This window comes from Streptomyces sp. CA-210063 (genome assembly GCF_024612015.1).
Classification (GTDB): Bacteria; Actinomycetota; Actinomycetes; order Streptomycetales; family Streptomycetaceae; genus Streptomyces.
This window is the reverse complement of the sequence record NZ_CP102512.1, coordinates 7,601,820-7,627,279: the sequence shown is the minus strand read 5'-3', so window position 1 is coordinate 7,627,279 and position 25,460 is coordinate 7,601,820. Positions and strand designations below refer to the sequence as shown.

The 25,460-nt window shown below is 71.6% G+C and carries 22 protein-coding genes, 1 other RNA gene and 1 pseudogene; 11 read left to right on the top strand and 13 right to left on the bottom strand.

The window, feature by feature from the left end:
* Positions 1 to 7 precede the first annotated feature (7 nt).
* A complete protein-coding gene (locus JIX56_RS33330; protein WP_257551276.1) occupies positions 8 to 2,113 on the top strand; it encodes a DEAD/DEAH box helicase in 2,106 nt (701 codons plus the stop codon).
* A gap of 150 nt (positions 2,114 to 2,263) precedes the next feature.
* Here the strand turns inward: JIX56_RS33330 and rnpB are convergent.
* From rnpB to JIX56_RS33315, 4 genes and pseudogenes are all read right to left on the bottom strand, one after another.
* Positions 2,264 to 2,665: RNase P RNA component class A (gene rnpB / locus JIX56_RS33325), an RNA gene on the bottom strand.
* Between the two features lie 88 nt (positions 2,666 to 2,753).
* Positions 2,754 to 3,581, bottom strand: a pseudogene (locus tag JIX56_RS48135) (DMT family transporter); the annotation flags it as partial.
* Positions 3,582 to 3,658: 77 nt separating this feature from the next.
* Positions 3,659 to 4,486: a helix-turn-helix domain-containing protein gene (locus JIX56_RS33320; RefSeq protein ID WP_257546095.1), complete on the bottom strand. Its 828-nt coding sequence runs from the start codon at positions 4,484 to 4,486 to the stop codon at positions 3,659 to 3,661.
* Positions 4,487 to 4,555: 69 nt separating this feature from the next.
* The gene (locus tag JIX56_RS33315) at positions 4,556 to 5,134 is read right to left on the bottom strand and encodes a Uma2 family endonuclease (RefSeq protein ID WP_257546094.1); all 579 of its coding nucleotides are present in this window, start codon (positions 5,132 to 5,134) and stop codon (positions 4,556 to 4,558) included.
* A gap of 166 nt (positions 5,135 to 5,300) precedes the next feature.
* Here JIX56_RS33315 and JIX56_RS33310 point away from each other — a divergent pair, with 166 nt between their 5' ends.
* Entirely contained in the window at positions 5,301 to 6,098 is a 798-nt protein-coding gene (locus JIX56_RS33310) for a MerR family transcriptional regulator (protein ID WP_257546093.1), read from the top strand.
* Complete coding sequence (locus tag JIX56_RS33305) at positions 6,095 to 6,739, top strand: hypothetical protein (protein WP_257546092.1); 645 nt, start codon at positions 6,095 to 6,097, stop codon at positions 6,737 to 6,739. Before JIX56_RS33310 ends, JIX56_RS33305 begins: the two co-directional genes overlap by 4 nt.
* Here JIX56_RS33305 and JIX56_RS33300 read toward each other — a convergent pair.
* Positions 6,681 to 8,162 carry an RNB domain-containing ribonuclease gene (locus JIX56_RS33300; protein ID WP_257546091.1) on the bottom strand — a complete coding sequence of 494 codons (1,482 nt, stop codon included), beginning with the start codon at positions 8,160 to 8,162 and terminating at the stop codon, positions 6,681 to 6,683. The genes JIX56_RS33305 and JIX56_RS33300 overlap by 59 nt on opposite strands.
* Before the next feature lie 284 nt (positions 8,163 to 8,446).
* Between JIX56_RS33300 and yaaA the strand changes: the two genes are divergently transcribed.
* Together yaaA and eda are read left to right on the top strand one after the other, a co-directional pair.
* Complete coding sequence (gene yaaA / locus JIX56_RS33295; RefSeq protein WP_257546090.1) at positions 8,447 to 9,241, top strand: peroxide stress protein YaaA; 795 nt, start codon at positions 8,447 to 8,449, stop codon at positions 9,239 to 9,241.
* 118 nt (positions 9,242 to 9,359) lie between these two features.
* Complete coding sequence (gene eda, locus JIX56_RS33290) at positions 9,360 to 10,004, top strand: bifunctional 4-hydroxy-2-oxoglutarate aldolase/2-dehydro-3-deoxy-phosphogluconate aldolase (protein WP_257546089.1); 645 nt, start codon at positions 9,360 to 9,362, stop codon at positions 10,002 to 10,004.
* A 16-nt stretch (positions 10,005 to 10,020) separates the two neighbouring features.
* Here eda and JIX56_RS33285 read toward each other — a convergent pair whose 3' ends face one another.
* From JIX56_RS33285 to JIX56_RS33275, 3 genes are read right to left on the bottom strand one after another with little or no spacing between them, the layout of a single operon-like run.
* Complete coding sequence (locus tag JIX56_RS33285; protein WP_257546088.1) at positions 10,021 to 11,454, bottom strand: bifunctional RNase H/acid phosphatase; 1,434 nt, start codon at positions 11,452 to 11,454, stop codon at positions 10,021 to 10,023.
* 57 nt (positions 11,455 to 11,511) lie between these two features.
* Positions 11,512 to 12,255, bottom strand: coding sequence for a zinc ribbon domain-containing protein (locus JIX56_RS33280; RefSeq protein WP_306819952.1), 744 nt, complete (start codon positions 12,253 to 12,255; stop codon positions 11,512 to 11,514).
* Entirely contained in the window at positions 12,252 to 13,136 is an 885-nt protein-coding gene (locus JIX56_RS33275) for a Nif3-like dinuclear metal center hexameric protein (RefSeq protein WP_257546084.1), read from the bottom strand. Before JIX56_RS33275 ends, JIX56_RS33280 begins: the two co-directional genes overlap by 4 nt.
* A 229-nt stretch (positions 13,137 to 13,365) precedes the next feature.
* Here JIX56_RS33275 and JIX56_RS33270 point away from each other — a divergent pair, with 229 nt between their 5' ends.
* Together JIX56_RS33270 and JIX56_RS33265 are read left to right on the top strand one after the other, a co-directional pair.
* Entirely contained in the window at positions 13,366 to 14,856 is a 1,491-nt protein-coding gene (locus JIX56_RS33270; RefSeq protein ID WP_257546082.1) for a hypothetical protein, read from the top strand.
* Between the two features lie 131 nt (positions 14,857 to 14,987).
* Positions 14,988 to 15,152: a hypothetical protein gene (locus tag JIX56_RS33265; protein ID WP_257546081.1), complete on the top strand. Its 165-nt coding sequence runs from the start codon at positions 14,988 to 14,990 to the stop codon at positions 15,150 to 15,152.
* A 345-nt stretch (positions 15,153 to 15,497) separates the two neighbouring features.
* On the opposite strand, the gene JIX56_RS33260 is transcribed toward JIX56_RS33265, so the two are convergent.
* The 3 genes from JIX56_RS33260 to JIX56_RS33250 all read right to left on the bottom strand — a co-directional run bounded on the left by JIX56_RS33260 (position 15,498) and on the right by JIX56_RS33250 (position 18,521).
* Entirely contained in the window at positions 15,498 to 16,490 is a 993-nt protein-coding gene (locus JIX56_RS33260) for a 3-oxoacyl-ACP reductase (protein WP_257546080.1), read from the bottom strand.
* A 32-nt stretch (positions 16,491 to 16,522) separates the two neighbouring features.
* Entirely contained in the window at positions 16,523 to 17,599 is a 1,077-nt protein-coding gene (locus JIX56_RS33255; RefSeq protein ID WP_257546079.1) for a Zn-dependent alcohol dehydrogenase, read from the bottom strand.
* A gap of 61 nt (positions 17,600 to 17,660) precedes the next feature.
* Positions 17,661 to 18,521, bottom strand: coding sequence for a MaoC/PaaZ C-terminal domain-containing protein (locus JIX56_RS33250; protein ID WP_257546077.1), 861 nt, complete (start codon positions 18,519 to 18,521; stop codon positions 17,661 to 17,663).
* 423 nt (positions 18,522 to 18,944) lie between these two features.
* On the opposite strand from JIX56_RS33250, the gene JIX56_RS33245 reads away from it, so the two are divergent.
* Complete coding sequence (locus JIX56_RS33245) at positions 18,945 to 20,318, top strand: sensor histidine kinase (protein WP_257546075.1); 1,374 nt, start codon at positions 18,945 to 18,947, stop codon at positions 20,316 to 20,318.
* 137 nt (positions 20,319 to 20,455) lie between these two features.
* Positions 20,456 to 21,088 (top strand): response regulator transcription factor, encoded by a 633-nt coding sequence (locus tag JIX56_RS33240; RefSeq protein ID WP_257551274.1) that lies wholly within the window; start codon positions 20,456 to 20,458, stop codon positions 21,086 to 21,088.
* 189 nt (positions 21,089 to 21,277) lie between these two features.
* On the opposite strand, the gene JIX56_RS33235 is transcribed toward JIX56_RS33240, so the two are convergent.
* Together JIX56_RS33235 and JIX56_RS33230 are read right to left on the bottom strand one after the other, a co-directional pair.
* On the bottom strand, positions 21,278 to 22,249 hold the full coding sequence (locus JIX56_RS33235; protein ID WP_257546073.1) for a hypothetical protein: 972 nt from the start codon (positions 22,247 to 22,249) through the stop codon (positions 21,278 to 21,280).
* Positions 22,246 to 22,785, bottom strand: coding sequence for a SigE family RNA polymerase sigma factor (locus JIX56_RS33230; protein WP_257546071.1), 540 nt, complete (start codon positions 22,783 to 22,785; stop codon positions 22,246 to 22,248). The genes JIX56_RS33235 and JIX56_RS33230 overlap by 4 nt, the downstream gene beginning before the upstream one ends.
* A gap of 270 nt (positions 22,786 to 23,055) precedes the next feature.
* Here JIX56_RS33230 and JIX56_RS33225 point away from each other — a divergent pair, with 270 nt between their 5' ends.
* Complete coding sequence (locus tag JIX56_RS33225; RefSeq protein ID WP_257551273.1) at positions 23,056 to 24,627, top strand: MFS transporter; 1,572 nt, start codon at positions 23,056 to 23,058, stop codon at positions 24,625 to 24,627.
* A 154-nt stretch (positions 24,628 to 24,781) separates the two neighbouring features.
* Positions 24,782 to 25,456, top strand: coding sequence for a class I SAM-dependent methyltransferase (locus tag JIX56_RS33220; RefSeq protein ID WP_257551272.1), 675 nt, complete (start codon positions 24,782 to 24,784; stop codon positions 25,454 to 25,456).
* The last annotated feature ends 4 nt before the right edge of the window (positions 25,457 to 25,460 follow it).

Here is a 25,460-nt window from a genome sequence, read left to right as displayed (position 1 = left end):
CGACCCGATGGACCTGCTTCACCCGGGGTTGGTCCACCACGTCGTGAACACCCTGGGCTGGCCCCGCCTGCGGACTCTCCAGGAGGAGGCGATCATCCCCCTGACAGACGGGGCGGACGCCGTGCTGATCGCCCCAACCGCAGGGGGGAAGACCGAGGCCGCGTGCTTCCCCTTGCTGTCGCGGATGGCGCAGGAGAAATGGGACGGCACCTCGGTCCTCTACGTATGTCCGCTGAAAGCGCTGCTCAACAACCTGTTGCCCCGACTGGAGACGTACACCTCCTGGCTCGGGCGCACAGCCGCGCTCTGGCACGGCGATGTCACACACTCCCGCCGCAAGCGCATCCTGCGCGAACGGCCGGATGTGCTGCTGACCACTCCCGAGTCCCTGGAAGCCATGCTGGTCAGCGCCAACGTCGACCACCGGGCGTTCTTCTCCGGGCTACGGGCGATCGTCGTCGACGAGGTGCACGCTTTCGCGGGCGACGACCGGGGGTGGCATCTACTGGCCGTGCTGGAACGGCTGGAGCGGGTGGCCGGGCGTCCGGTGCAGCGGGTCGGCCTGTCCGCAACCGTGGGTAACCCTGAGGAACTGCTCACCTGGTTGCAGGGAGCCAAGGCCGGGCGGCGCACGGCGCAGGTTGTCGCCCCGCACCTGAAGGAGAAAGTACAGAAACTGCCTCCGCCCGGAGATGTCCAGCTCGACTATGTGGGGTCCCTGGCCAATGCCGCGACAGTGATCGCGGCGTTGCACCGGGGCGAGAAGCGGCTGGTCTTCTGTGAATCGCGCAAGCAGGTCGAGGAACTCGGCGCGGCGCTGCGTGCGAAGGGGATGACTACTTTCCTGTCCCACGCGTCACTGTCCACAGACGAGCGACGGCGGGCGGAGGAAGCCTTCGCGGAGGCTCGTGACTGTGTGATCGTCTCCACCAGCACCCTGGAACTGGGCATCGACGTCGGCGACCTCGACCGGGTCGTCCAGATCGATGCGCCACGCACCGTGGCCTCGTTCCTACAGCGACTGGGCCGCACCGGTCGACGGCCCGGATCCAGCCGCAACTGCCTGTTCCTCGCCACCGACGACGCCGGCCTCCTGTCCGCGGCGGCACTTCTGCTGCTCTGGTCGCGCGGCTGGGTGGAGCCGGTCATCGCTCCTCCGGAGCCCCGACACATTGCCGCGCAACAGGTGCTGGCGCTGTGCCTCCAGGAGCACCAGGTCGGTGACCGACTGTGGCAGGAGTGGTGGGGAGGCTTCGGCCCGTTCGGCCCTTCCGCCGAGCCGATCGTGCGCCACCTGGTCGAGGAGGGCTATCTGGACCGGGACGGCGAACTGCTGTTCATTGGCCCAGAGGCCGAAAAGCGGTTCGGCTACCGGCATTTCATGGACCTCACCGCGGTCTTCACCGCCGCCCCTGAGTTCACTGTGCTGTCGGGCCGCACCGAGATCGGCACCACAGATCCCGTGCTGCTCACGGACGAGGTCGTCGGCCCTCGCCGACTTCTGCTCGCCGGGCGCAGCTGGCAGGTGACGTACATCGACTGGTCGCGCCGCCGCTGCTTTGTCGAACCGGTGGACAGTGGCGGGCGGGCCCGCTGGGGCGGCGTCGGCCTGACCCGCACCGCGTCGTACGAGCTGACACGGGCGGCCCGCGAAATACTGCTCGGTGCCACCCCACCGGTCAGGCTAACTCGCCGTGCCGAAACCGCCCTCGCTTGCGTGCGCGATGAGAGCGCCGAACTGGTGTACCGCGACGGCACCGTCATCATGCGGGGAGGGCACGACACGAATGTGCGGTGGTGGACGTGGGCGGGCTATCGCACCAACGCCACCCTGGCCGCAACCCTCTCCAGCATCGCCGACCCCCTGCAGCGCCCTACGGACGCCTACGTCCGACTGCGCGAGGACCTCACCCCCCAAGAATGGAGAAAGGCCACCGCACACGCCGCCGACCACCTGTGCCTCCCGGCAGTGGATCCCCGTGCGCTGGCAGGACTGAAGTTCAGCGTGGCTCTTCCGCCGCGCCTCGCTGAGGCCACGCTCGCAGCCCGGTTGGCCGACCTGAACGGTGCCACGGCTTTGCTTCAGGAAGCCGTCAGGTTCACAGCCATGTGACGCAAAGACAGAGATCATCGACAATCGACCCGCTCCATCCGTGCGCCTCATGGTGCCCGGTATGCACCAACGCCCTGGCGTGTGCAGACCTGGCCCTCTGACAGGAGCCAACCAGCTGTGCCGAAGTGCTTCCAGGGCCAAACAGAAAGGCAGACGAGTCGGGCTGTACGCCGGGTTCTGTCACCGGTCGACCTCGCGGTCGGCCGGGAGACGGCCATCCATCTAGGACCGGCGTTGCCGCCGGCCTCGTGCGGTCTACCCGTGGACTCGGGCGGGCAGCCCTCGAACGTCCGCGCAGGGACACCGGGGTGTCCCCTCTTGACCTTGCTCCGGGTGGGGTTTACCTAGCTGCCCAGGTCACCCTGGGCACTGGTGGTCTCTTACACCACCGTTTCACCCTTACCCAGCGCCTGAGCGCTGGGCGGTTTGTTTTCTGTGGCACTGTCCCGCGGGTCACCCCGGGTGGCCGTTAGCCACCACCCTGCCCTGTGGAGCCCGGACGTTCCTCGGGGAGGTCCACAAGGGCCTCCACGCGGCCGTCCGCCCGGCTCGTCTGCCGTGTGGACCATGCTACCGGGCGCCCACCAGTCCTCGGTCCCGTCGATGCCGTCGATGCCGTCGATGCCGTCGCCAGGAACGAGCCCGCCAGGATCAGGGCGAAGGATGCCAGGACTCCGGGCGTCAGTGGCTCGTCCAGGAAGAGCGCGCCCGCCGCCACCGCCACCGCCGGGTTGACGTATGTGAAGACTGTCGCCCTCGTGGGGCCGACCTCGTGGATCAGCTCGAGGAAGCCTACGAAGGCCAGGGCCGTGCAGATCACGCCCAGGGCCGCCAACGAAACGAGGGCGGGGGTCGAGGGCATCGTGGGTGGGCGGGTCAGGGCTGCCGCCGGAGCGTAGACGAGTGCTGCCAGGAGCAGGACCGGGGCTATCAGCTGGAGGGTGGGGACCTGCTTGAGGTGGCGGGCCATGATCAGGGGGGCCGTCGCGTAGCCGACCACCGTGACCAGGACTTCCGCCAGAGACAGGACGTTGCCTCCCGTGAGGTGGGGGACGGTCAGGACCGCCACGCCGCCCAGGCCCAGGGCCAGGCCCGTCATGCGGCGGACTCCCAGCCGTTCCGCGTCGCCGAAGAAGCGGGCCAGGAGCACGCTCATGATCGGGACGCCCGCGATGAGGAGGCCGGCCGTGGAGCTGGAGAGGTGGCGTTCGGCGTCGGTCAGGGTCCACCAGGGGCCGATGACCTCGATCACGGCGAAGGCGAGCATCGGTCGCCAGTGCTGCCTGACTACGCGGGTCAGTCCTCCCTGACGGATCGCGAAGGGGAGGAGGAGGGCCGCGCCCAGGGCGCAGCGTACGAAGACGACCGTGGACGGGGAGACCTCGTCCACGGCCACTTTGATCATCAGGTAGGGGATGCCCCAGAGGACTCCCATCAGGGAGAAGAGGAACCAGCCGCGTGCAGTCATGGGGGGAGTTTCGGGCCACGGGGCCCCATCCGTCTTGAACGCTGTTGCGCGCACGACCCCCGGCTCACCCAGCGCGTCTACGGCCGCACGCTCGTCCGATACGCCGCCGGCGTCACCCCCAGCACCCTCCTGAACCATCGCGTCATGTGCGCCTGGTCCGCGAAGCCCACCTGACCGGCCACCTCCGCCGGGCGGCCGCCCGCCTCCAGCAACCCGCGGGCACGGCTCACCCGGTGCTGGGCCAGCCAGGCGTACGGGGGCATGCCCATCGTCGTACGGAAGGCTCGGAGGAGTTGGTAGCGGGAGAGGCCCAGGTCGGTGGCGAGGTCGGCGAGGGAGGGCGGGGAGAGGAGTTCGTCGGCCAGGCGGTCTCGTACGGCGACGGCGATGGTGTCGGCGCCCGGAAGCCTGTCGGAGCTCGCGCCGGACGTGGAGTGGCGGCGGGCCAGGGCCGTGAGCAGCCAGGGGAGGCGGGACTCGGCCTCCAGGGGGTCGGGGCAGGTGCTCAGCTCGGTGTGTGCGGTGCGTAGGGCGGCCGCCAGCTCGGGGTCGTGGAGGACGGGGTCGCGGAAGTGCGGGACGCCGCCGAGGATGCCGTCGGTGAGGAGGGCGGGGGCCGGGTAGAGGGCGCGGTAGCCGTAGGTGCCGTAGGCCGATTCGCCGGTGTGCGGTTCGCCGGGGGCCAGGACGACTATCGCGCCCTCGCCGACCTTGAGGGCGCCGCCCCGGTAGTCGATGCACGAGGCGCCCAGGACGCAGACGCCCACGCTGAACTCCTCGTGCGTGTGCGGAGCGTAGCGGTGGCGGTCGAAGCGGGCGGTGAGGAGGTCGAGGGGGTGGTCGGGGCGGCCGAGGGTGGCCCGGGTCCACCGGGTCTGTTCACGTCTGCCGCCCACCTCACGCACCCCTTTCCAAGGCTGTAAGGGTGCAACACCTCGGTGTCCGGCTTCCATACCGCCGTACACCCCCGGGTACTAGAGGAAGTCCGCCGTGTCCAGGTCGAAGGCGAAGGGCTCGGGGAGGGCGAGCGGCTTGCCGAAGGGGACGGTGCAGCGCCGGCGGTAGTCGTCCTCTCGGGGATCGCTGAGGAGTGTCACCTCGGAGATGTCGCGGTCGATCAACAGGTAGAGCGGGATGCCGGCGCGGGCGTAGCAGCGGCGCTTGACCTCACGGTCGGCCTTGGGCCTGGTGGAGGTCACCTCCAGCACCATGGCGACGCCTTGGCAGGGCATCCAGGAGTCCGCACCCCGGTAGAGCCGCAGAGTCCGGGCAACGAACGTACCGTCCGGGATCACGTGGTCCCTCGGGCACCCCTCCGCCTTCCCCAGCTTCAGCCCCTTGTTCCCGGAGAACTGCATATCGGTCCTGGACCGCCTGTACACCTGCTGCACGATCAGCTCGATGTAGTCCTCGTGATCCCCGTCCGGCGGCGGTGTCACTACGATCTCCCCCTCGACAAGCTCCGCCCGGAAGCCCTCCGGGGTGTCCAGGGCGAGAAAGCCCTCCAGCAGGACCTCTTCCTGCGTGAGCGGCTCGTGGGCCATGGCAGTCATGTCACGCCCCTCCTTCTTCGGTCGCTCGCCAGACTGGGACATCGGCTGATCACCTGGCCGTGAGATCGGGAACCGTTCCCTCGATCGTGGCACATGATCTCGGTCACCGTCAGTCGCCGGGCCGGTTGCTTGACCCTGCCGCAGCGTCAACGTTTCTACTGGTCGCATGCGGATCGGAGAACTCGCCGCGGCCGTCGGGGTCACCCCGCGGACCGTGCGGCACTACCACCACCTCGGGCTGCTGCCGGAGCCGGAGCGGCGGCCGAACGGATACCGGGACTACACGCTGCGGCACGCGGTCGTGCTGGCGCGGATCCGGCGGCTGACGGAGTTGGGGCTCGGGCTCGCCGAGGTGCGGGATGTGCTGGCGGACGACGCCGGGCGTGAACTGGTCGAAGTTCTTGGGGAGTTGGACGAGGATCTGGCCCGGCAGGAGACCGCGATCCGGGAGCGGCGGGCCCGGTTGCGTGTCCTGATGGAGGACGCGCGGTGCGGGCGGCTGCCGGCCGAGGGGCCCGTGTCGCCCGAACTCGCCGCGCTGTTAGGGAAGTTCGGGTCCGCGCCGCAGTCTCCGATGGCCGCCATGGATCGGGAGGTGTTCGCGCTTCTGGAGACCACCACCACACCGGAGGTGCGGGCGGAGATGCTGGCAGGGCTGGAGAGCATGATGGCGGTCCCCGGCGCGGTGGAGCGGGCGCACGAGGTGTACGCGCTGCTCGACGCGCTCGCCGACGCCGAACTCGATGATCCCCGGGTGACGGAGGCCGCCGATCTACTGGCCGGCCTCATCCCGCCGGACATGGTCCCGCCCGACATCGACGACGGCGGCGGCAGCAGCAGCAGCGCTGCCGGCGCCGGCAGCTTCCTGCGCGCCTTCTACGCCGACTTCGCCCCGGCCCAGGCGGAGGCCATCCGCCGCACGCTCCGGAAACTCAGCCGGCAACTCAGGGAGGACCGCCGATGAGCCAGGTGGGGAACACCTGTCGGATCGCCCACACCCTCGTACGTCATGAACTCCTGCTGCTGGCCAGCCTGTTGCGTTGGGTGGCCCGTCGTCCGCACGGGACCGGGGAAGGAGGACGGGCGTACGGGTATACGCGGGGGCAAGGGGCCATGATGTTCGGCTTCGGGTTCGTGTGTGTCGTCGAGACCGTGACCATGTCCGTCCTGCTGCGCGACTTCCCGCTGGTGCACCAGGCCGTGCTCGTCCTCGACCTCTACACGATCCTGATCGTCGCCGGACTCCACGCGGCCTCCGTCACCCGTCCCCATGTCCTCACCGACACGACCCTCCGTCTGCGCCGCTTCGCCACCGTGGACCTGTGCGTGCCGCTCACCGCCGTCGCGTCGGTCCGTCGTGAGTTGCGTACGACGCATGAGAAGCGGGACGGCGAGCTGAACATGGAGGTCGGCTCGCAGACCACGGTCGTACTCGAACTCGCCGAGCCGGTCGAGTACGTGACCTTCCTCGGCCGCCGCAGGGCGGTACGGCTGGTGCGCTTCCACGCGGACGAGTCCGATCAACTCGTACGGGTCATCGGGGAGTTCACGCGGGATCGACAGGAACGAACCGAACCTTCGCCACTCCCGGCTCGGCCTGTGTGAGCCGTACCCGCAGCCGTTCCCCCAGCGGCAGCCGCCCGCCGGGGGTTCCCACTACGCGGCCGATGATCGCCGGGGACTCCAACTGGACGGTTCCGACGGTGGGTCGGTCCTCCTCCACGTCCACCACGCATCCCTCGAAGACCTCCCCCACCCGGTCCCTGAGCAGCGCCGCCTCGATGATGTCCACGCACTCGCGCTCCACGCGTCCGGCCCGCCGGGTGCCCGCCACCATCTCGTCGGGGAGGGTGTCGAAGGCCGCCAGGACCCAGTCGGGGGTGGGGGCGCCGGCCACCGCCGCGAGGCAGATTTCCGCGGTGTAGCGGTCGACGAGGCGGCGCAGGGGGGCCGTGCAGTGGGCGTAGGGGGCGGCTACGGCGGAGTGCGTGGTGATGGCGGGGAGGTTGCCGTCGCGGAAGACCGTGTAGTGCGCGCCGCGCAGGAGGGTCGTGCACTCCAGGAGGAAGGCGGCGTGGCGGGGGTCGTGCGGGTCGAGGGAGCGGACCAGTCGGGCGTACGAGACGTGGTGCGGCCAGTCGATGCGCAGGGCCTTGGCGGTGCGGCGGAGGCGGCCGACCTCGCCATCCGGGGCGGCGGGGAGCGTGCGCAGGACGCCGGTGCCGTGGGCCAGCATCAGTTCGGCCGCGGCCATGCCGGTGAGCAGGGAGATCTGGGCGTTCCAGCCGTCGGCGGGGAGCGGGGCGCGGTACGCCAACTCGTAGGTGTCACCACCGGTTTTGCCGTCGGCGTGCTCGATGATCTCCTGCTCGGGGATGGTGAGGGAGATGCCGCCGCGTTCGACTTCGAGGCGCTCGCGGAGTTGGCCGATCTGCTTCAGCAGGGCGAGTGGTTCCTCGGCGGTGCCCGCGTCGATCTCCTTCTGGACGCCGGCGTAGTTCAGTTTGGCACGGCTGCGTACCAGGGCGCGGCGGACGTCGACGGTCTCGGTACGGCCTTCCGCGTCGAGGTCGAGCGTCCACAGGACCGCCGGGCAGGTGTGGTCCGGGAGGAGGCTGGCGGCGCCCTCGGAGAGGCAGGCGGGGTGGAGGGGGACCTTGTCGTCGGGGAAGTAGAGGGTCGTCACCCGGTGGTGGGTCTCGGCGTCGAGCGCGGTGCCGGGGGTGACGAAGGCGGCGACGTCGGCGATGGCGTACCGGACGCGGTAGCCGCCGTTGCCCGGGCCGGGGCGCCGGGAGAGGTGCATCGCCTGGTCGAGGTCGGTGGAGGTGGGAGGGTCGATGGTGAAGAGGGGGATGTCCGTGGCGTCGTACGACGGGAGGCGCGGCGACTTCGCGGCGTGCTCCGCCTCGACGAGGACCTGGAGCGGGAAGACATCGGGCACACCGAGTTCTTCGCGCAGCGCGCGCAGGGCCGCCCGCAGGGGAGCCTCGGCGGCGCCCTTGACGCGGAGATGGCGGCGGGGCATGGGTCGAGCGTAGGGCGGGGCGGGCGGGACGGCACCCTGACGACGGCGTAGGGCGGGGCGGGCGGGACCCTGACGACGGCGCCGGCCGGTCCCGCGCACAGGCAGGACCGCACCCTGGCGCACGGCGACGACCGGTCCCGCGTACGGGCAGAACGGGCGGAACGTCACCCTGACCACGCCCGTCCGCCGGTCGTGCACACGGGCGGAACGGACCTCGCCCTGCCCTGCGGAAGCCCGTCCTCCGACCCCGTACTCTGTCGCGGAGCCCTACAGAAGGAGTACCCGTGCTCGTCCTGCTGCCCCCGTCCGAAGGCAAGGCACCCTCTTCGGGTGGCGCTCCCCTGAAGCTGGAGGGGCTTTCGCTGCCGACGCTGACCGGGGCGCGGGAGGCCGTGATCGGTGAGCTGGTGGAGTTGTGCGCGGGGGACGAGGACAAGGCGCGTGAGGTGCTCGGGCTGAGCGAGGGGCTGCGTGGCGAGGTCGCCAAGAACGCGGAACTACTGACGGCGGGGACGCGCCCGGCCGGGCAGATCTACACGGGGGTGCTGTACGACGCCCTCGACCTGGCCACCTTGGAGACCGCCGCGAAGCAGCGGGCGGCGCGCTCGCTGCTGGTCTTCTCGGGGCTGTGGGGCGCGGTCCGCGTGACGGACCGGATCCCTTCCTACCGTTGCTCGATGGGCGTGAAGCTGCCCGCCATCGGGGCGCTCGGCACGCACTGGCGTACGCCGATGGCGTCGGCCCTCCCCGAGGTCGCCGGTGACGGACTCGTCCTCGACCTGCGGTCCTCGGCGTACACGGCCGCGTGGAAGCCGAAGGGCGAGGTGGCCGGGCGGACGGCGACCGTACGGGTGCTGCACGCGCCGACGCGGAAGGTCGTCAGCCACTTCAACAAGGCGACCAAGGGCCGGATCGTACGGAGTCTGCTCTCGGCCGGAATCGCGCCCAAGGGCCCGGCGGAGCTGGTGGAGGCGTTGCGGGACCTCGGGTATGTGGTGGAGGTGGAGTCTCCGGCCGGGACCGGGACCGCGGCCGGGAAGGCGTGGACGTTGGATGTGCTGGTGACAGAGGTTCACTGACCCCAACCCACTGGCCCCGAACCACTGGCCCCGAACCACTGACTCCAACCCACTCCGTGCGGTTGCAGCATGTGCAACGTTCGTTGTGCATGCTGCGCGCGACCGGCAGGATGAAGGCATGCCTTCACCGCTGCCGTCGTCGTCGTGCGTCTCCGTCCTCGACCTGGCGCCCGTGCTGCCGGTGGTCGTCGTCGACGACCCCGTCGATGCCGTGCCGTTGGCGCGGGCGCTGGTCGCTGGCGGGTTGCCGGCGATCGAGGTGACCCTGCGGACGCCGGGCGCGCTCGACGCCGTACGGGCGATCGCGGCGGAGGTTCCGGCGGCGGTGGTCGGGGTGGGGACGGTCATCACCCCGGCGCAGGTGACGGAGTCCGTCACGGCGGGCGGTCGTTTTCTGGTCAGCCCGGGCTGGACGGACGTACTGCTGGAGGCGATGCGGGCGTCCGGGGTGCCGTTTCTGCCGGGGGTGTCGACCACGTCGGAGGTCGTGGCGCTGTTGGAGCGCGGGGTGCGGGAGATGAAGTTCTTCCCGGCGCAGGCGGCGGGCGGGACGGCGTATCTGAAGTCGCTCGCCGGACCCCTCCCCCAGGCCCGCTTCTGCCCGACCGGCGGGATCGGGCCGGCCAACGCGCCGGAGTATCTGTCCCTCCCCAACGTCGGCTGTGTGGGCGGCACTTGGATGCTGCCGGCCGATGCCGTGGCGGCGCGGGACTGGGGACGGATCGAGGCGCTGGCGCGGGAGGCGACGGCGCTCAGACCCTGAGCCCTGCGTCCCCGGGTCAGCGCAGGTGCGACGTGTCGTTGAGGAGGCGGAGCGTGGCGTTGCCGTCCGCGTAGTAGGCCAGGGCCGACAGCGAGGCGGCGGAGAGTTCCATGCGGAACAGGGACTCCGGGGGCGCGCCGAGGGCCAGGCGTACGAGGGTCTTGATGGGCGTGACGTGGGTGACGAGCAGGACGGTACGGCCCGTGTGCGTCGCGACGAGCTTGTCCCGGGTGGCGGCAACCCGGTGGGCGACCGCCTCGAAGCTCTCGCCGCCGCCGGTGGGTGCGGCGTCCGGTGAGGCCAGCCAGGCGTTCATGTCGTCCGGGTACCGCTCCCGCACCTCGCCGAAGCTCAGCCCCTCCCACGCGCCGAAGTCCGTCTCCCGCAGCCCGTCCTCGACCGTCACCCTCAGCCCGAGCCGGGCCGCGACGATCCCCGCCGTCTCACGGCAGCGGGCCAGCGGTGACGACACGACCTCCTGGATCGTCCCCCGAGCGGCCAGCGCGGCGGCGACCCGCTCCGCCTGATACCGGCCGACATCGGTGAGGGAAGGGTCCGAGCCGCCGCTTCCCGAGAACCGCTTCTGGGGGGTGAGGGGGGTCTCGCCGTGGCGCAGCAGCACGAAGGTGGCGGGGGTGCCGAGATCGGGAGCGGCGGAGGCGATGTTCTTGGCGGCACGGAGGTCGGCGGCGGAGGCGACGCTCCTGGCGGCACGGGTGTCGACGGCGGCTTTGGACGCTTCCGCCTCATGCGCATGTGGCGCTTGAGCCTCATGCGTCGCACGTGACGCTTGCGCCTCATGCGTCGCACGTGACGCTTGCGCCTCGCTCGCACGTGGCGCTTGCGCCTCATGCGCGCGTGACGCTTGCGCCTCATGCGCGCGTGACGCGGTGGTCGCCCCCGCCAGGGCGGCCCTCGCCTTCGCCGCGCCCGCCGTCGCGTCCCCCGGCGGCCCCGTCGGCTCGGGCGCGGCGGCGGCAGCGGCCCGCGCCGCACGCGCGTCCAGCTCCGCCGTGGACGTGGCCGCCGACCACTGCTCGCCCCGCTTGCCCGCGTCCATCGCCTCGTTGGCGAGGCGGTCGGCGTGTTTGTTCTCGGCGCGCGGGATCCACTCGTAGGTGACCTGGCCGGGTGGGAAGACCCGGGCGGCCTCGGCGGCGAGGGGCTTCATGTCGGGGTGTTTGATCTTCCAGCGGCCCGACATCTGTTCGACGACCAGCTTGGAGTCCATGCGGACCCGGACGGTGGCCGTCGCGTCCAGTTCGTACGCCGCCTTGAGGCCCGCGATGAGACCCCGGTACTCGGCGACGTTGTTCGTGGCGACCCCGATGTACTCGGCGGCCTCCACCAACGCCTCGCCCGTCGCCGCGTCGAGGACGACGGAACCGTAGCCCGCGGGCCCCGGGTTGCCCCGGGAACCGCCGTCGGCCTCGACGATGAACTCCCGCACGCCAAAAGCCCCTTACTGCCCGTACAGTCCTTACTGTCCTTGCCGCCCGTGCCGCTTTTACAGGCCCGACTCGGACGTACGCACCAGGATGCGGCGGCAGTTCTCGCAGCGGACGACCGTGTCGGGCGTGGCCTTGCGGATGTCGTTGATGTCGGTGATCGACAGCTCCTGGCGGCAGCCCTGGCAGGTGCGCTGGTACAGCTTGGCCGCGCCGATGCCGCCCTGCTGGTCACGCAGCTTGTCGTAGAGCTTGAGAAGGTCAGCGGGGACCGACGCCGCGATGACCTCGCGCTCCTTCGTCACCGTCGCCACCTCGCCGTCGATCTCCTCGAACGCGGCGTCCCGGCGCGCGGTCGCGTCGTCGACCTTGCCCTGGATGGCACCGACCCGCTCGGTCAGCTCGGCGACCCGCGTCTGCGCGGACTCCCGGCGCTCCATGACCTCCAGGACGATGTCCTCCAGGTCGCCCTGCCGCTTGGCGAGGGAGGCGATCTCGCGCTGGAGGTTCTCCAGGTCCTTCGGGGAGGTGATCGCACCCGAGTCCAGGCGCTGCTGGTCGCGGACGGCGCGCTGACGCACCTGGTCCACGTCCTGCTCGGCCTTGGTCTGCTCGCGGGCGGTGTCGCTCTCCTCGGTCTGCGCGGCCACGAGCAGGTCGCGCAGCTGGGTGTAGTCCTTGTTCAGCGACTCGATCTCGGCGTGCTCGGGCAGTGACCTCCGCTTGTGCGCCAGCTGCTGCAGGCGTACGTCGAGGTCCTGGACGTCGAGGAGTCGGATCTGGTCGGCGGGCGCGGCGTTCAGTTGGGGGCTCCCAGGGGGTCAGAAGTGGTGGTGGACGCCGCGTGGGCGGTCCAGGGGTCGGTGACCGTCTTGGAGACGTGGACGCGTAGGCCCCATCGCTCCCGGTCGGAGATCTCGTCGAGCTGGGCGGCGGCCAGCTCGCACCAGGGCCACTCGGTGGCCCAGTGCGCCGCGTCGAGCAGCGCGAGGGGGGTGCTTGTGCCTTCCGTGGTGCGGGCGACAGCCGCCATGAATTCCGCGGCCGGGTGGTGGCGCAGGTCCGCGGTGAGGAAGGCGTCGACACCGGCCGCGCGTACGTCGTCGAAGAGGCTGTCGCCGGAGCCGCCGCTGACGGCGACCGTGCGGACGAGCGCCTCGGGGTCGCCGGCGACCCGGATGCCCTGCGCCGTGGCGGGCAGCCGCTCGGCGGCCCGCGCGGCCAGCTCCCGCACGGTCAGCGGGTGGTCCAGCTCGCAGACCCGGCCGAGACCGCGCCGCCCGGTGGGGTCGGCGGGGTCCGGTACGAGAGGGCGTACGACCCTCAGGTCCAGCGCCCCGGCGAGGGCGTCGCTGACGCCGGGATCGGCGGTGTCGGCGTTGGTGTGGGCGACGTGCAGCGCGATGTCGTTCTTGATGAGGGTGTGCACGACCCGGCCCTTGAAGGTGGAGGCCGCCACCGTCGTCGTACCGCGCAGATAGAGCGGATGGTGGGTGACCAGCAGGTCCGCGCCCAGCTTCACCGCTTCCTCGGCGATCTCCCGCACCGGGTCGACCGCGAACAGGACCCGCGTGACCTCCTGGTCGGGGTCTCCGCAGACCGTGCCGACCGCGTCCCAGCCCTCGGCCCTCTCGGGCGGCCAGAGGGCGTCGAGCGCGGCGATGACTTCAGACAGACGGGGCACGCACAAAGGCTACCTGCACCGCTCCCGTCCCAGACCGGCCGCGGGTCACTCGACCAGCCGCCCTCCCGTCCCGGGCGAAGGGATGTTCCCTTCGGCTCGTCCGCCAGCACATGGATCGCCGTTCCCTCAGGCGAATCGCCGCACGAGCACCCTTATGTGTGAAGGGGGTGCGGGTTGTCCCACGTCTGTGCGTGCGAAAACTAGCTTCGTCGCCGGAGGTGATCGAACGATGACGGCCTGTACACCCCCCTCACCCACGACGGGCCACGGGAACCAGACGGGACGGGAGAACGCGACGGGACGGGAGAACGACGGGACGGACGGGAGCGAAGGCACGGACGGAGGCACGGGCGGAGAAGAAGGGAGCGGCGGGAGCGGCGGCCGTGACGGGTCCGCGGCACATGGCCCGTTCGCGGCGCATGACCCGTTCGCGGCGCATGACCCGTTCGCAGGGCATGACGTGTTCGCGGCGCCTGCCCCGTTCGCGGCACGTGACGCGTCCGCGGCGCCGCCCGGCTGTGTGATCACCGCCGACGGGACGTACGCGGCACGCCTCGCACTCGACGGCGAGTCCTGGTTCCCCGAGCGCTGGACCCTGGACGGCCCCGAGCCGTACGCCGTGCCCCTGCCCGGCAACCAGCCGGAGGAGCCCGGAACCGAAGTGCTCCCCATGACCGACGGCCGGGTCCTCATCCACCGGCTGGCGGCCGGCCGGCACCTGTTCTCGCTGCTCTACCCGACCGGGCCCGGCACCGGTGAACTCCAGCTCGGCGCGGTCCAGTGCGCCGACCCGGCGGCCGAGTTGCGGCTGCTGCCGCCCGCGCCGTGCGGGGAGCGGGCGTACGCCCTCGCCCTGGGCCGGAGTGCCACGGCGGTGTGGCTGGTGGCGGGCGGCAGGTTCGGGCCGGAGCTGCTGGCGCAGGTGCCGGGGCGGTGCTCGGGCGGGGTCTGGCTGGACCGGGCGGGCCGGCTGCTCGCGCTGGACCAGGAGCTGGACGGCCGGACGAAGTCGGTGGCGGTCGATCTGGAGCAGGGCGGCGCGGTCTCGCCCCTGCTCCAGATCGCGGACGACAGCAACGACCGGCTGCTGCTCGCCGACCCCGACAGCGGGCTGCTCCTGATCCGCTCGGACGCGCCCTCCCCCGGCCACGACCGGCTCGGCTGGGGCGTGCTGGGCAGCACGCTGCCGGTGCGCTTCCCGGAGTGCCTGCGGGTTCCCGACGGCCACCGCATCACCCCGTTCGCCATCCAGCCGGGCCAGATCCTGACCCCGGAGAGCTGCGGGGTCGCGTTGCGTGTCGACGGCGCCCGGGGCAGCTGGGTCGGCGTGTGGCGGCCGGCCGCACGCCGGGTCCTCCATCTGCCCGCCCCCGAGGGCTGGTTGACGGGGGCCGGGCTGTGGAGCCGGGAGGGGGTGCTGCACCTGCCGTACACGACAGGGGTGGTGCGGTGCGGGGTGGCCCGGGTGGGGGTGCCCTGGGAGGAGGAAGCGCGGGAGTGCCAGGAAAGGCCGGGTGCGCAGGAGACGGGTCCGGCCTGCGAAGGGGCCCCGGGGGCGGACGCCGAGGACGCGTCGCTCCGGGCCGGACGGTCGAATGCGGAGCCGTCCGGCGTGGAGGCGTCCGGCGTGGAGCCGTCCGCGCCTGTCGTCGCCCGGCCCGTGCCCTTGCAGCAGGCGCCGTTGGAGGGGCGGGTACCGGAGGAGGTGACCGTCGGGTGAAGGCGATGTGCGGACTGCGGGCAAGGTGGACGCCGCGCGGGCGACACGCCCTCGGGCGGCTTCGAACCGCACCCGACAGCCCGTTAAAATCACCCGCCGACAAGAAGATCATCCGACGGGGAACACTTCCAATGAGCGACGCGCACACAACCCAGCCGCCCACCGCCCGCCACCCCCACGAGGCGGAAGGCCACGGTAGGCACCGGGGCCAGATCTCGGCCCACGAAGCCGAAACGGCCCCTCGCGGACGCCACCGCAAGCCGGCCGAGTACAAGGAGTCGACGACGTCCGCCTGAACGGCGGCACGCGTCCCCTCCGGCCACCTCTGGAGAAACGTCAATTCGACGCCGGAACCGGCCACGACGGCATTCGGCCCCGCCCGTCATGACGGGCGGGGCCGTTCCCTTCCAGGCACGGGATCCGGCCCCGTAAGGGGCGCGGGGAACTGCGCGACCAGCGACGTGCGAGTCCCAGACGCGCCTGCCACGCCAGGCGGATGAGAGCCGCAGACGCGCCTGCCACGCCAGGCGGATGAGAGCCGCAGACACGCCTGCCACGCCAGGTCGATCGGCGAGTGCGGCTTGTGGCGGGCTGGTCGCGTCCACGCGGCAAAGCCGCTTGGTGACGCGGTCCCGCGCTCCTCAGGGAGCCGGCGCTCCCACCGAACCCCCCGCCGCGCCCTCCCCGTGCCTGAGCGCCAGCACCTCCGCCGCCGCGAACGTCTCGCTCTGCGGCCGGTCGACGTAGTACGGCGTGAGCAGCCCGTCCAGTTCGTCGTACGTGAACGCGTCCTGCTTGGTGTCGAACTTCGCCTGTACGCGCGGCCGTTCGACGATCGCGACCATGCCGCCGTGTACGACGAAGAGCTGGCCGTTCACCTGTGCGGCGGCCGGGGACGCCAGATAGCCGACGAGCGGGGCGACGTGTTCGGGGGCGAGGGGGTCGAGCGCGGTGTCGTCGCCCTCCGCCGGGCCCGGCAGTCCCGCGAAGACGTCCTCGGTCATCCGGGTCCGGGCGCGCGGGCAGATGACGTTCGCGGTGACGCCGTACTTGGCGAGCGCGAGGGCCGTGGAGGTGGTCAGCCCGACGATTCCGCCTTTCGCGGCGGCGTAGTTGGGCTGTCCTGCCGAACCGGCGAGGAAGGCCTCGGAGGAGGTGTTCACGATGCGCCCGTAGACCGGCCCGCCCTCACCCGACTTCGCCCGTGTGCGCCAGTGGGCGGAGGCGAACCGGGTCGTGTTGAAGTGACCCTTGAGGTGGACCCGGATGACCGAGTCCCACTCCTCCTCCGACATCGAGAAGACCATACGGTCGCGCAGGATGCCCGCGTTGTTGACGAGGATGTCCAGCTTCCCGAACTCCTCGACGGCCAACTCGACGAGTTCCCGGGCCTGTTCGTGGTCGGACACGTCTCCGGTGTGCGCCACCGCGTGGCCGCCCGCCGCGCGGATCGACGCCGCGACCTCTTCCGCGGGCCCGGTGTCCGCCTCCCCGGAACCGTCCCGCCCCGGCCGGCCGTAGTCGTTGACGACGACGGCCGCACCCAGCCGGGCCAGCTCCAGCGCCTCGGCCCGGCCGAGGCCGCGCCCCGCGCCGGTGACGATCGCGGACAGTCCTTCGAGCGGCGATGCCATTCCCAAGCCCTCCTCTCGCCCCCGGGCGGTCGTCAGATCTCGATGCAGGTGCGGAGCGCCGCCCCGGTCCGCATCTGGTCCAGTGCCTCGTTGATGTCCGAGAGGGGCACCCGGTGGGTGATCAGGCCCGCGAGGTCGATACGGCCGGCCCGCCACAGGGCGATGGCCCGCTCGTAGGAGCGCAGGACGTCTCCGCCGCCGTACATGGACGGCAGGATCCGCTTCTCGTCGAAGAACAGCTCGAACATGCTGAGCTGGAGGAAGTCGTCCATGGCGCCCGCGCCGACGACGACGAGGGTGCCGCCGCGCCGGGTGGTCTCGTACGCGGTGCGGGCGGTGGTCGAGCGGCCGACGACCTCGAAGACGTAGTCGAAGCCCTCGCCGCCGGTGACGGACTGCTTGGCGTCGGCCAGCTCCTCCGGCGAAACCGCCTTCGTGGCACCGAACTTGAGCGCCGCCTCGCGCCGGGAGACCACCGGGTCGACGGCGACGATCTCGGCGGCGCCCTTGAGCCGGGCGCCCTGGATCGCCGAGATGCCGACGCCGCCGCAGCCGATGACCGCGACCGACGAACCGGCCTCCACGTCAGCGGTGTTGAGGGCCGCGCCCAGCCCGGTGGTGACACCGCAGCCGATGAGGGCGCCGATGTCGAAGGGCACGTCGTCCGGTATCGGCACGGCGCAGCCGGCGTCGACGACGACCTCCTCGGCGAAGGTGCCGGTGCCCGCGAAGCCGAAGACATCCCCGGCGGGCCGCTTGAAGTTGGGCGTACCCGCGTTGAGGAATCCGGCGAGGCAGAGCTGCGTCTGACCACGCTTGCACGCCGGGCAGGTGCCGCAGGCCGGGAGCCAGCACACCACGACCCGGTCACCGGGCTTCACGTGCCGTACGCCGTCCCCGACCTCGACTATCTCGCCGGCCCCCTCGTGCCCGGGGACGAACGGCCCGGGCTGCGGCAGCACCCCGGCCATCGCGGACAGGTCCGAGTGGCACAGCCCCGTGGCCCGCACCCGGATCCTCACCCTGCCCGGCCCGAAGCCCACCGCCTCGACGTCGTCGAGCACATCGAGCTTGTCCTGACCGATCTCGTGCAGTACGGCTGCGCGCATTGGTGCGGCTCCCCTCAGGAGTACCTGTCCCCTACGGTTGTGCTGAGCTGCTGTTCCCTGCTCATTCGTGCTCGACGAGGGTGTCCGCCAGCACCGGTGCGTCGTCCCGCTCAACGGCGGTCACCGTCACCCGCACCGAGCGGTCGTCCGGCGTCCACATCCGGATGCGGAGGGTCTCGCCCGGGAAGACGACTCCCGCGAAGCGTGTCCCGTACGAGCGGACGCGGCCGACGTCCCCGCCGAGCACCGTGTCCACCACGGCCTTCAACGTCATCCCGTACGTGCACAGCCCGTGCAGGATCGGCCGGTCGAACCCGGCGCGCCCGGCGAACTCCGGGTCGGCGTGCAACGGGTTCCAGTCGCCGGAGAGGCGATAAAGCAGCGCCTGGTCGTCACGGACGACCCGCTCGACCTCCTTGTCGGCCGTGGTCGTCGGCGGTTCCTGCCGTGCGGACGGCCCGCGCTCACCACCCCAGCCGCCCTCGCCCTTTACGAAGATCTGCGCCTCGTTCGCCCACAACGGGCCCTCGGCGTCCGCCGCCTCGGTCCGCATGACCAGGACGGCCGCCTTGCCCTTGTCGTACACCGCCGCCACGCGCGAGGTCGCGGTCGCCCGCCCCTCGACCGGAATCGGCCGATGCAGCTCGATGCGCTGGCCGCCGTGCAGGACCTTGGCGAGGTCCACGTCGACGCCGGGTGCGTTCAGGCCGCCGATGACGTCCGGCGAGCCCGCGCCCGCGACGGTGGCGAAGCTCGGCAGGACGTGCAGCCGTGACTCCAGCGTGTAGCGCAGCTCGTCGGGGTCGGTCGCGGGGATGCCTGCGCCGATACCGAGGTGGTAGAGCAGGACGTCCTTACGGGTCCACGCGATCTCGGCGGAACGGGGCGCGGCCGCGAGGGCCTTGGCTGCGTCGATGGGCATGGGGCTCCTGGGCGGTGTGGGGCGGGTGGAGAGTGGCGGATGGCGGGTGGCGGGTGGTGAGTGGCCGGTGCGGGTGGCGGAGGGTGGGTGGCGGATGGTGAGGGGCTGTTGGCGAGTGGCTGTTGGCGAGTGGGGTGCGCTGAGGAACCTCGGTACGACCGTCCGCACCAGCGGCCGCACCGAGGTCGTCACAGGGACCCGAACCCGCCCACCTAGAACGCGTTCCAGTCCGGCGAACCTCTGTATAGCCGAGCCACGTACACATGTGAAGGCTCCTGACAGTACGTCAGATATGTGTCCCGGGGCGGGTCTCAGAGGGCTGGTGAAGGTTGCCGTCGCTCCGCCCGCCCATGACATTTGTACTGCCGGACTCCGTACATGCGCCTCTGCCGGGCGCGGCCCCGCGTTCGTAATGTCGAGGGCATGACGCAGACGGAAGCGGACAGTGCGGGCAGAGCGGCAGTGGGTGCCGGGCACCCGGAGGACGCGTGTGCCGGAGGCACCGCGGACGGGCGTGCCGGTGACAGCGGGTGCGGGCGTGCCCGTGACACCGGGTGCGGGAAGCGGAGCTGGGTGGGGGCGGTGGCGACGTGGTTGCCGTGGCGGGCATTGCGTGCGGGTGGGCGGGCGCCGTCGTCGGAGGATCCGGACCCGCCGCCCACCGGCCTCACCTTGGTGCCGTGGCTGCTGATGGGAATGGGCGCCTTCGCCAACCTCCTCCAGGGCCGCGCCCCGAACCCCTGGGTCGGCGGCCTCGGCATCCTCGCCTTCAACTCCCTCTACATCTACGTGGTCGTCCGCGCCTTCGTGAAGGAGAAGCGCGAGTCCCGCTCCACCCGGCTCGCACTCGTCCTGCTCGGCCTGGTCGCCTGCGGCCTGGCCCTCGCCTACGGCGGCAGCTGGCTGAACTTCTTCCCGCTGCTCGGCCTGGCCGTGGGCGCCGCCACCCGGGGCCCACGACTCGGCCGGAGCGGGCTGGCGGTGACCGCGCTCGCGGGCGGAGTGTCGGCGGTCCGCGAGGGCTGGGACGCGATCAGCGTGACGTACGGCACCCTCGTCTCCGTAGCGGTGACGGCCGCGATCCTCTCCCTCGCCGACGCGGTACGCGAACTGCGCTCGGTCCGCGAGGAGTTGACCCACCGCGCGGTGGAGAAGGAACGCCTTCGCTTCTCCCGCGATCTGCACGACCTGCTCGGCCACACGCTGTCGGTGATCGTGGTGAAGTCGGAGGCGGCCCGCCGGCTCGCCCCGGACGACACGGACGCGGCGCTCGCCCAGATCACGGATATCGAGTCGGTCGGCCGCCAGGCCCTCACCGAGATCCGCGAGGCGGTGACCGGCTATCGCGAGGGCAGCCTCACGATGGAGCTGGACCGCGCCCACTCCGTACTGTCCGCCACGGGCACGACCCTGACCGTACGGCGCTCCGGCCCGCCCCCGACTCCCCAGGCCGAGGCACTGCTGGGCTGGGTCGTCCGCGAGGCGATCACCAACGTCGTACGCCACAGCCACGCCACTCACTCCGCGATCACCCTCACCGCCACCCCCGACCACGCCCACCTCACCATCACCGACAACGGCCCCACTCCTCCGCCCACCCCACGCCCTGGCAGCACTCCCAACGGCCTGAAGGGCCTGACCGAACGCCTCACCGCGGCCGGCGGCACACTCCAGGCAGGACCGGGCCCCCAAGGCGGCTTCATGGTCCGGGTGGAACTGCCCATGAGGCCGACGGGAGAGGAGACGGTGGACCTGCCGGGGCCGGAGCCGAGGTCGGCGACCGCGCCGTCCACCTGATTCATGCCACCCGGCCCGCGCCGTCCACCTGATTCATGCCACCCGGCCCGCGCCGTCCACCTGATTCATGCCACCCGGCCCGCGCCGCGCGCCGGTCCGAAGCGCCCCCTCCGACCTACTCTTGGGCGGTGAACGAGATGCCCCGGGATCACCGGCCCGCCAAGTCCATCAGGGTGCTGCTCGCGGAGGATCAGGGGATGATGCGGGGCGCGTTGGCGTTGCTGCTGGGTATGGAGGCGGACATCCAGGTCGTGGCGCAGGTCGGGGCGGGGGACGCGATCGTGGACGCGGCGTTGATCCATCGGCCGGATGTCGCGCTGCTGGACATCGAGCTGCCCGGGATGAGCGGTCTGGATGCCGCCGCCGAACTGCGGGGCCAGGTGCCCGACTGCCGCGTGCTGATCCTCACCACCTTCGGCCGGCCGGGGTACCTCCGCCGGGCCATGGACGCGGGCGCCGCCGGGTTCCTCGTCAAGGACGGGCCCGTGGAGGAGCTGGCCCAGGCCATCCGCCGGGTGCTGACCGGCGAGACCGTCGTCGATCCGGCCCTCGCCGCGGCCGCGCTGAGCGCCGGGCCCAACCCGCTCACCGACCGCGAGCGCGACGCCCTCAACGCCTCCGCCGACGGCGCCACCGTCGCCGACATCGCCGCCCGCCTCCATCTCTCCGAGTCCACCGTCCGCAACTACCTCTCCTCCGCCATCGGCAAAACAGGCACCCGCAACCGCACGGAGGCCATGCGGGAGGCCCGACAACAGGGGTGGCTGTAGCCGCGCGCACCGCCTGGCAGCGCAGGCGACCGCAGGCAGCGCCCCGCCGTGCCCGTCTTACGGCGGCCGGCTCCGAGGGGACCGCGAGCCCGCCGCGCCCAAGCGGACCACAGGCCGACCAGCGCCTCCGGATACCCACCCCCGTGGAACACCCAGCGGCCGTCCCCTCGCCGTCACTCCCTCACCCCCTCACTTCGTCACCTCCGCCGACTCGTACTCCACCCCCTGCGGCGCCAGTGCCACGAACCAGCTGGCCCGGGCGCCCTTCGCCTCGACGATGCGGGGGTTGCGCAGGTCCTCGTACCAGACGTGGTCGCCATCGCGGTTGACGTCGACGGACGTGCCGTCGGACCAAGTGACGCGTACCTGTTGGGCGGTGGGGGCGACCTGGCCGATGACGAGGCGCTGGGGGGCGTCGCCCTGGTCCCGGTCGCCGGCGCGGAGGACCGTCGCGTAGGACTCCAGGTCCTTGCCCGACATGGCGTCATCCTCACCGACGATCATCGCGTCCGTCCGGTCGTCGCCCACGGTCAGGTGCACGAAGTGCCAGCTCCTGCCCACGAGTTCGGCGGCGCTGTCCACGCCCGACGGGTCGGCCCCGAACAGGCCCATCGCGGCGAGCTGATCGGCGGCCTCCGCCTCGTCCTTCGGCGCGTCCCAGACATCGATCGTCACCCGCCAGACCGTGCCCTGGTCGCGGCCCTCCGCCAGGGTGGTCCGCCACGGCTCGTACATACGGCGGGGCTCGGGCGTCTCAGGCGCCGTCGCCGCCGGCACCACCCGCCCCCCGCCCCCGTCCGTCACCCCGGCCAGCGCCAGTGTCCCCGTGGTACCCGCGATCACCACGGCGGCAGCGGCGGCGACCGCCCAGCGGCGGGCCATGCGGCGCCGACCGCCCCGCACCACCGCCTGGTAGGGGGCTATACCGATCTCGACCTCGTCGGCCGCGTCCGCCAGCAGGAAGGCGACGTCTCTCTCCAGCGCGGTGCTGCGCGTGAGGTCGCCGTGTGCGCTGTCGCCGTGTGTCATGTGCTGCTTCGCCTTCCCGTCCGCACCGCTCGTACCGTCCGCACCGCTCGTACCGTCCGCACCGCTGGCGCCGTCCGCACCGCTCGCGCCGTCCGTACCGTTCACGCCATCCACGCCATCCACGTCCCTCACGTCCGGCCTCCCTGCGTCACCATCTCCGCCAGTCCCGGTATGGCTCGAAGCTTCGCGATGCCCTTCGCCGCGTTGCTCTTCACCGCGCCGATGGAACAGCCCATCGCCTCCGCCGTCCGGCTCTCGCTCAGGTCCTCCCAGTACCGCAGGACCACGGCCTCGCGCTGGCGCGGCGGCAGTTGGGACAGGGCCTTGAGCAAGGCGCCTCGGTCGTCGGCCTGGGCGATGCGGTCACCGGTGTCGGGCAGCTCGGGCACCAGGTCCGAGTCGCTCCGGGGCGCCAGGAACTCCTTGAGGCGTCTGCGGTGCTTGCGCGCGTGGGCGTTGATCATCACGCGCCGTACATATGTGTCCGGATCGTCCGTCGAGCCGACCCGGCGCCAGGCCACATAGACCTGCTCCAGCGTTGTCTGGACCAGGTCCTCCGCGGCGTGCTGCTCCCCCGTGAGGAGAAACGCCGTACGCATCAGCCGTGGCCAGCGGCCGACGAGGAAGCTCTGGAACTCCTCGTCCCGAGCCTGCTTCCGATCCCCCATGAGCACCTCCTAGATGCCTTTTACAGTCCATGAGGGCCCGAATCCGTTGCCTCGCCCCGCGAAAAACTTGCGCCGCCTTCCAACCCGCCGCCACCCCTGACGGCGCGTCACTTCCCCATGAGCAAGTCAAGTTTTCCTTAGTCACTCAAAACAACGGAATAGTTGCCCAGGCGCACGAGGTTCAGATGACACGCACCCGTCACCCCGGCCAGGAGGCCCCGCTCAATGACGCAGCCGCACACCCCGCCGACGACCGAGCGGCCCAGCACGATGGCCGTCGGAGCGACCGGATCGGCCGGAGCGACCGGATCGGCCGGATCGACCGGTGCGATCGTCCCGGTGCTGGCCTTCGCGGGGATCGTGGTCGCGGTGATGCAGACCCTGCTGGTCCCGGTGATCAAAGACCTCCCGCAACTGCTGGACACCTCCCCCAGCAACGCCACCTGGGTCCTGACCTCCACCCTGCTCTCCGGCGCCGTGGCCACCCCGATCATGGGCCGGCTGGGCGACCTCTTCGGCAAGCGCCGCATGCTGCTCGCCAGCCTGGCCGTGATGGTGGTCGGCGCGCTGATCAGCGGTTTCACCAGCGAGCTGGTCCCGATGATCGTCGGCCGTACCCTTCAGGGCTTCTCCATGGGCGTGATCCCGCTGGGCATCGGCCTGATGCGCGACGAACTGCCCCGCGAACGCCTCGGCTCCGCCATGGCCCTGATGAGCTCGTCCATAGGCGTCGGCGGCGGACTCGCGCTGCCGCTCGCCGCCGTGGTCGCCCAGAACACCGACTGGCACGCCCTCTTCTTCGGCGCCGCCGGCCTCGGCGTCCTCGCGATCGTGCTCACCCTCGTCGCCGTACCGGAGACGAAGACGCGCGCGAAGGGCACGTTCGACCACCTCGGCGCAGTCGGCCTCTCCCTCGGGCTCGTCCTCTTCCTCCTGCCGATCACCAAGGGCAGCGACTGGGGCTGGACCTCCCCGGCCACGCTCGGCCTGTTCGCCGCGTCGGCCGTCGTCCTGCTCCTCTGGGGCGTCCTGGAACTCCGCATCGCCGCCCCGCTGGTGGACCTGCGCACCACCGCCCGCCGCGAGGTCCTCCTCACCAACCTCGCCTCGATCATGGTCGGCGTCTCCTTCTACGTCGTCTCCCTCGTCCTGCCGCAGCTCCTCCAGCTCCCCTCCTCCACCGGCTACGGCCTCGGCCAGTCGATGGTCGTCGCGGGCCTGTGCGTGGCCCCGCTGGGCCTGACGATGATGTTCACCGCGCCCGTCTACGCCCGGGTCTCCGCCAAGTACGGCCCGAAGACCACCCTCATCCTCGGCCTGCTGATCATCGCGATCGGCTACGGCGCCGGCCTCGGTCTGATGAGCGCCGCCTGGCAGACCGTGATCGTCTCGGTGGTCCTGGGCACGGGCATCGGCCTCGCCTACTCCTCGCTCCCGGCGCTGATCGTCGGCGCCGTCGACCCGTCCGAGACGGGCGCCGCGAACGGTCTCAACACCCTGATGCGCTCCATCGGTACGTCCGTGTCGAGCGCCGTCATCGGCATGGTGCTGGCCAACACCGCGAACCACGTCGGCGGCGTCGCGATCCCCACCATGCACGGCTTCCGCGTCTCCTTCCTGATCGCCACGGCCGCGGTCGCCGTCGGTATCGTCCTGGCCTTCTTCCTCCCGGGCCGCCGCCCCACCCCCGGCCTGACGCACCGCGCGACCACCGAGACCCCGGAGACCAGCGAGATCGACACCACCGACGTCACCGGCGTCACCGGCGTCACCGGCGTCACCGGCGTCACCGGCAAGGAGATCACGGCAGCCGTCGCACGCTCCGCCGAGCGGGTGTCCTGAAGCACCGGCACCAGCACCAGCACCTGCACCAGCACCTGCACCTGCACCTGCGGCCGCCGGTCACCCGCATGGCAGCATGGGGCGCCCCCAGTGACGTACGGGCGTGAGGTCTCGTACGGCACCCACCAGCGCGTACGACATCACGGAGGACCCCATGTCCGCGGCCCCCGCCCCGGTCCCGAGCCCGGCCCCCAAGCCGGAGATCCTGGCCGCCTTCGAGTCGGCCAAGGGGTTCATGCCCGTGGGTGAGGGGCTGGCCCTTCACGCGGCGGCGGTGGAGGCGGGGCGGCTCGGGCTGCCGCTGCTGGAGGTCGGGACGTACTGCGGGCGTTCCACGATCCTGCTGGCCGACGCGGCCCGCGAGGCGGGCGTCACGGCGATCACGGTCGACCATCACCGGGGCAGCGAGGAGCAGCAGCCGGGCTGGGAGTACCACGACGCCTCCACGGTCGACCCCGAGGTGGGCCGCATGGACACGCTCCCGACGTTCCGACGCACCCTTCACAAGGCGGGCCTGGAGGACCACGTCGTCGCGGTCGTCGGCCGGTCGCCGCAGGTCGCCGCCTTCTGGGGCACCCCCCTCGGCTTCGTCTTCGTCGACGGCGGTCACACCGACGAGCACGCCACCGCCGACTACGAGGGCTGGGCCCCGCACGTCGCCCCCGATGGTCTCCTCGTCATCCACGACGTCTTCCCCGACCCCGCCGACGAGTTCACCGGCCAGGCCCCGTACCGCGTCTACCTCCGCGCCCTCGCCTCCGGCGCCTTCACGGAGGTCTCGGCGACGGATTCCCTGCGGGTGCTGCGGCGGACCGGGACGGGGATCTGACCTG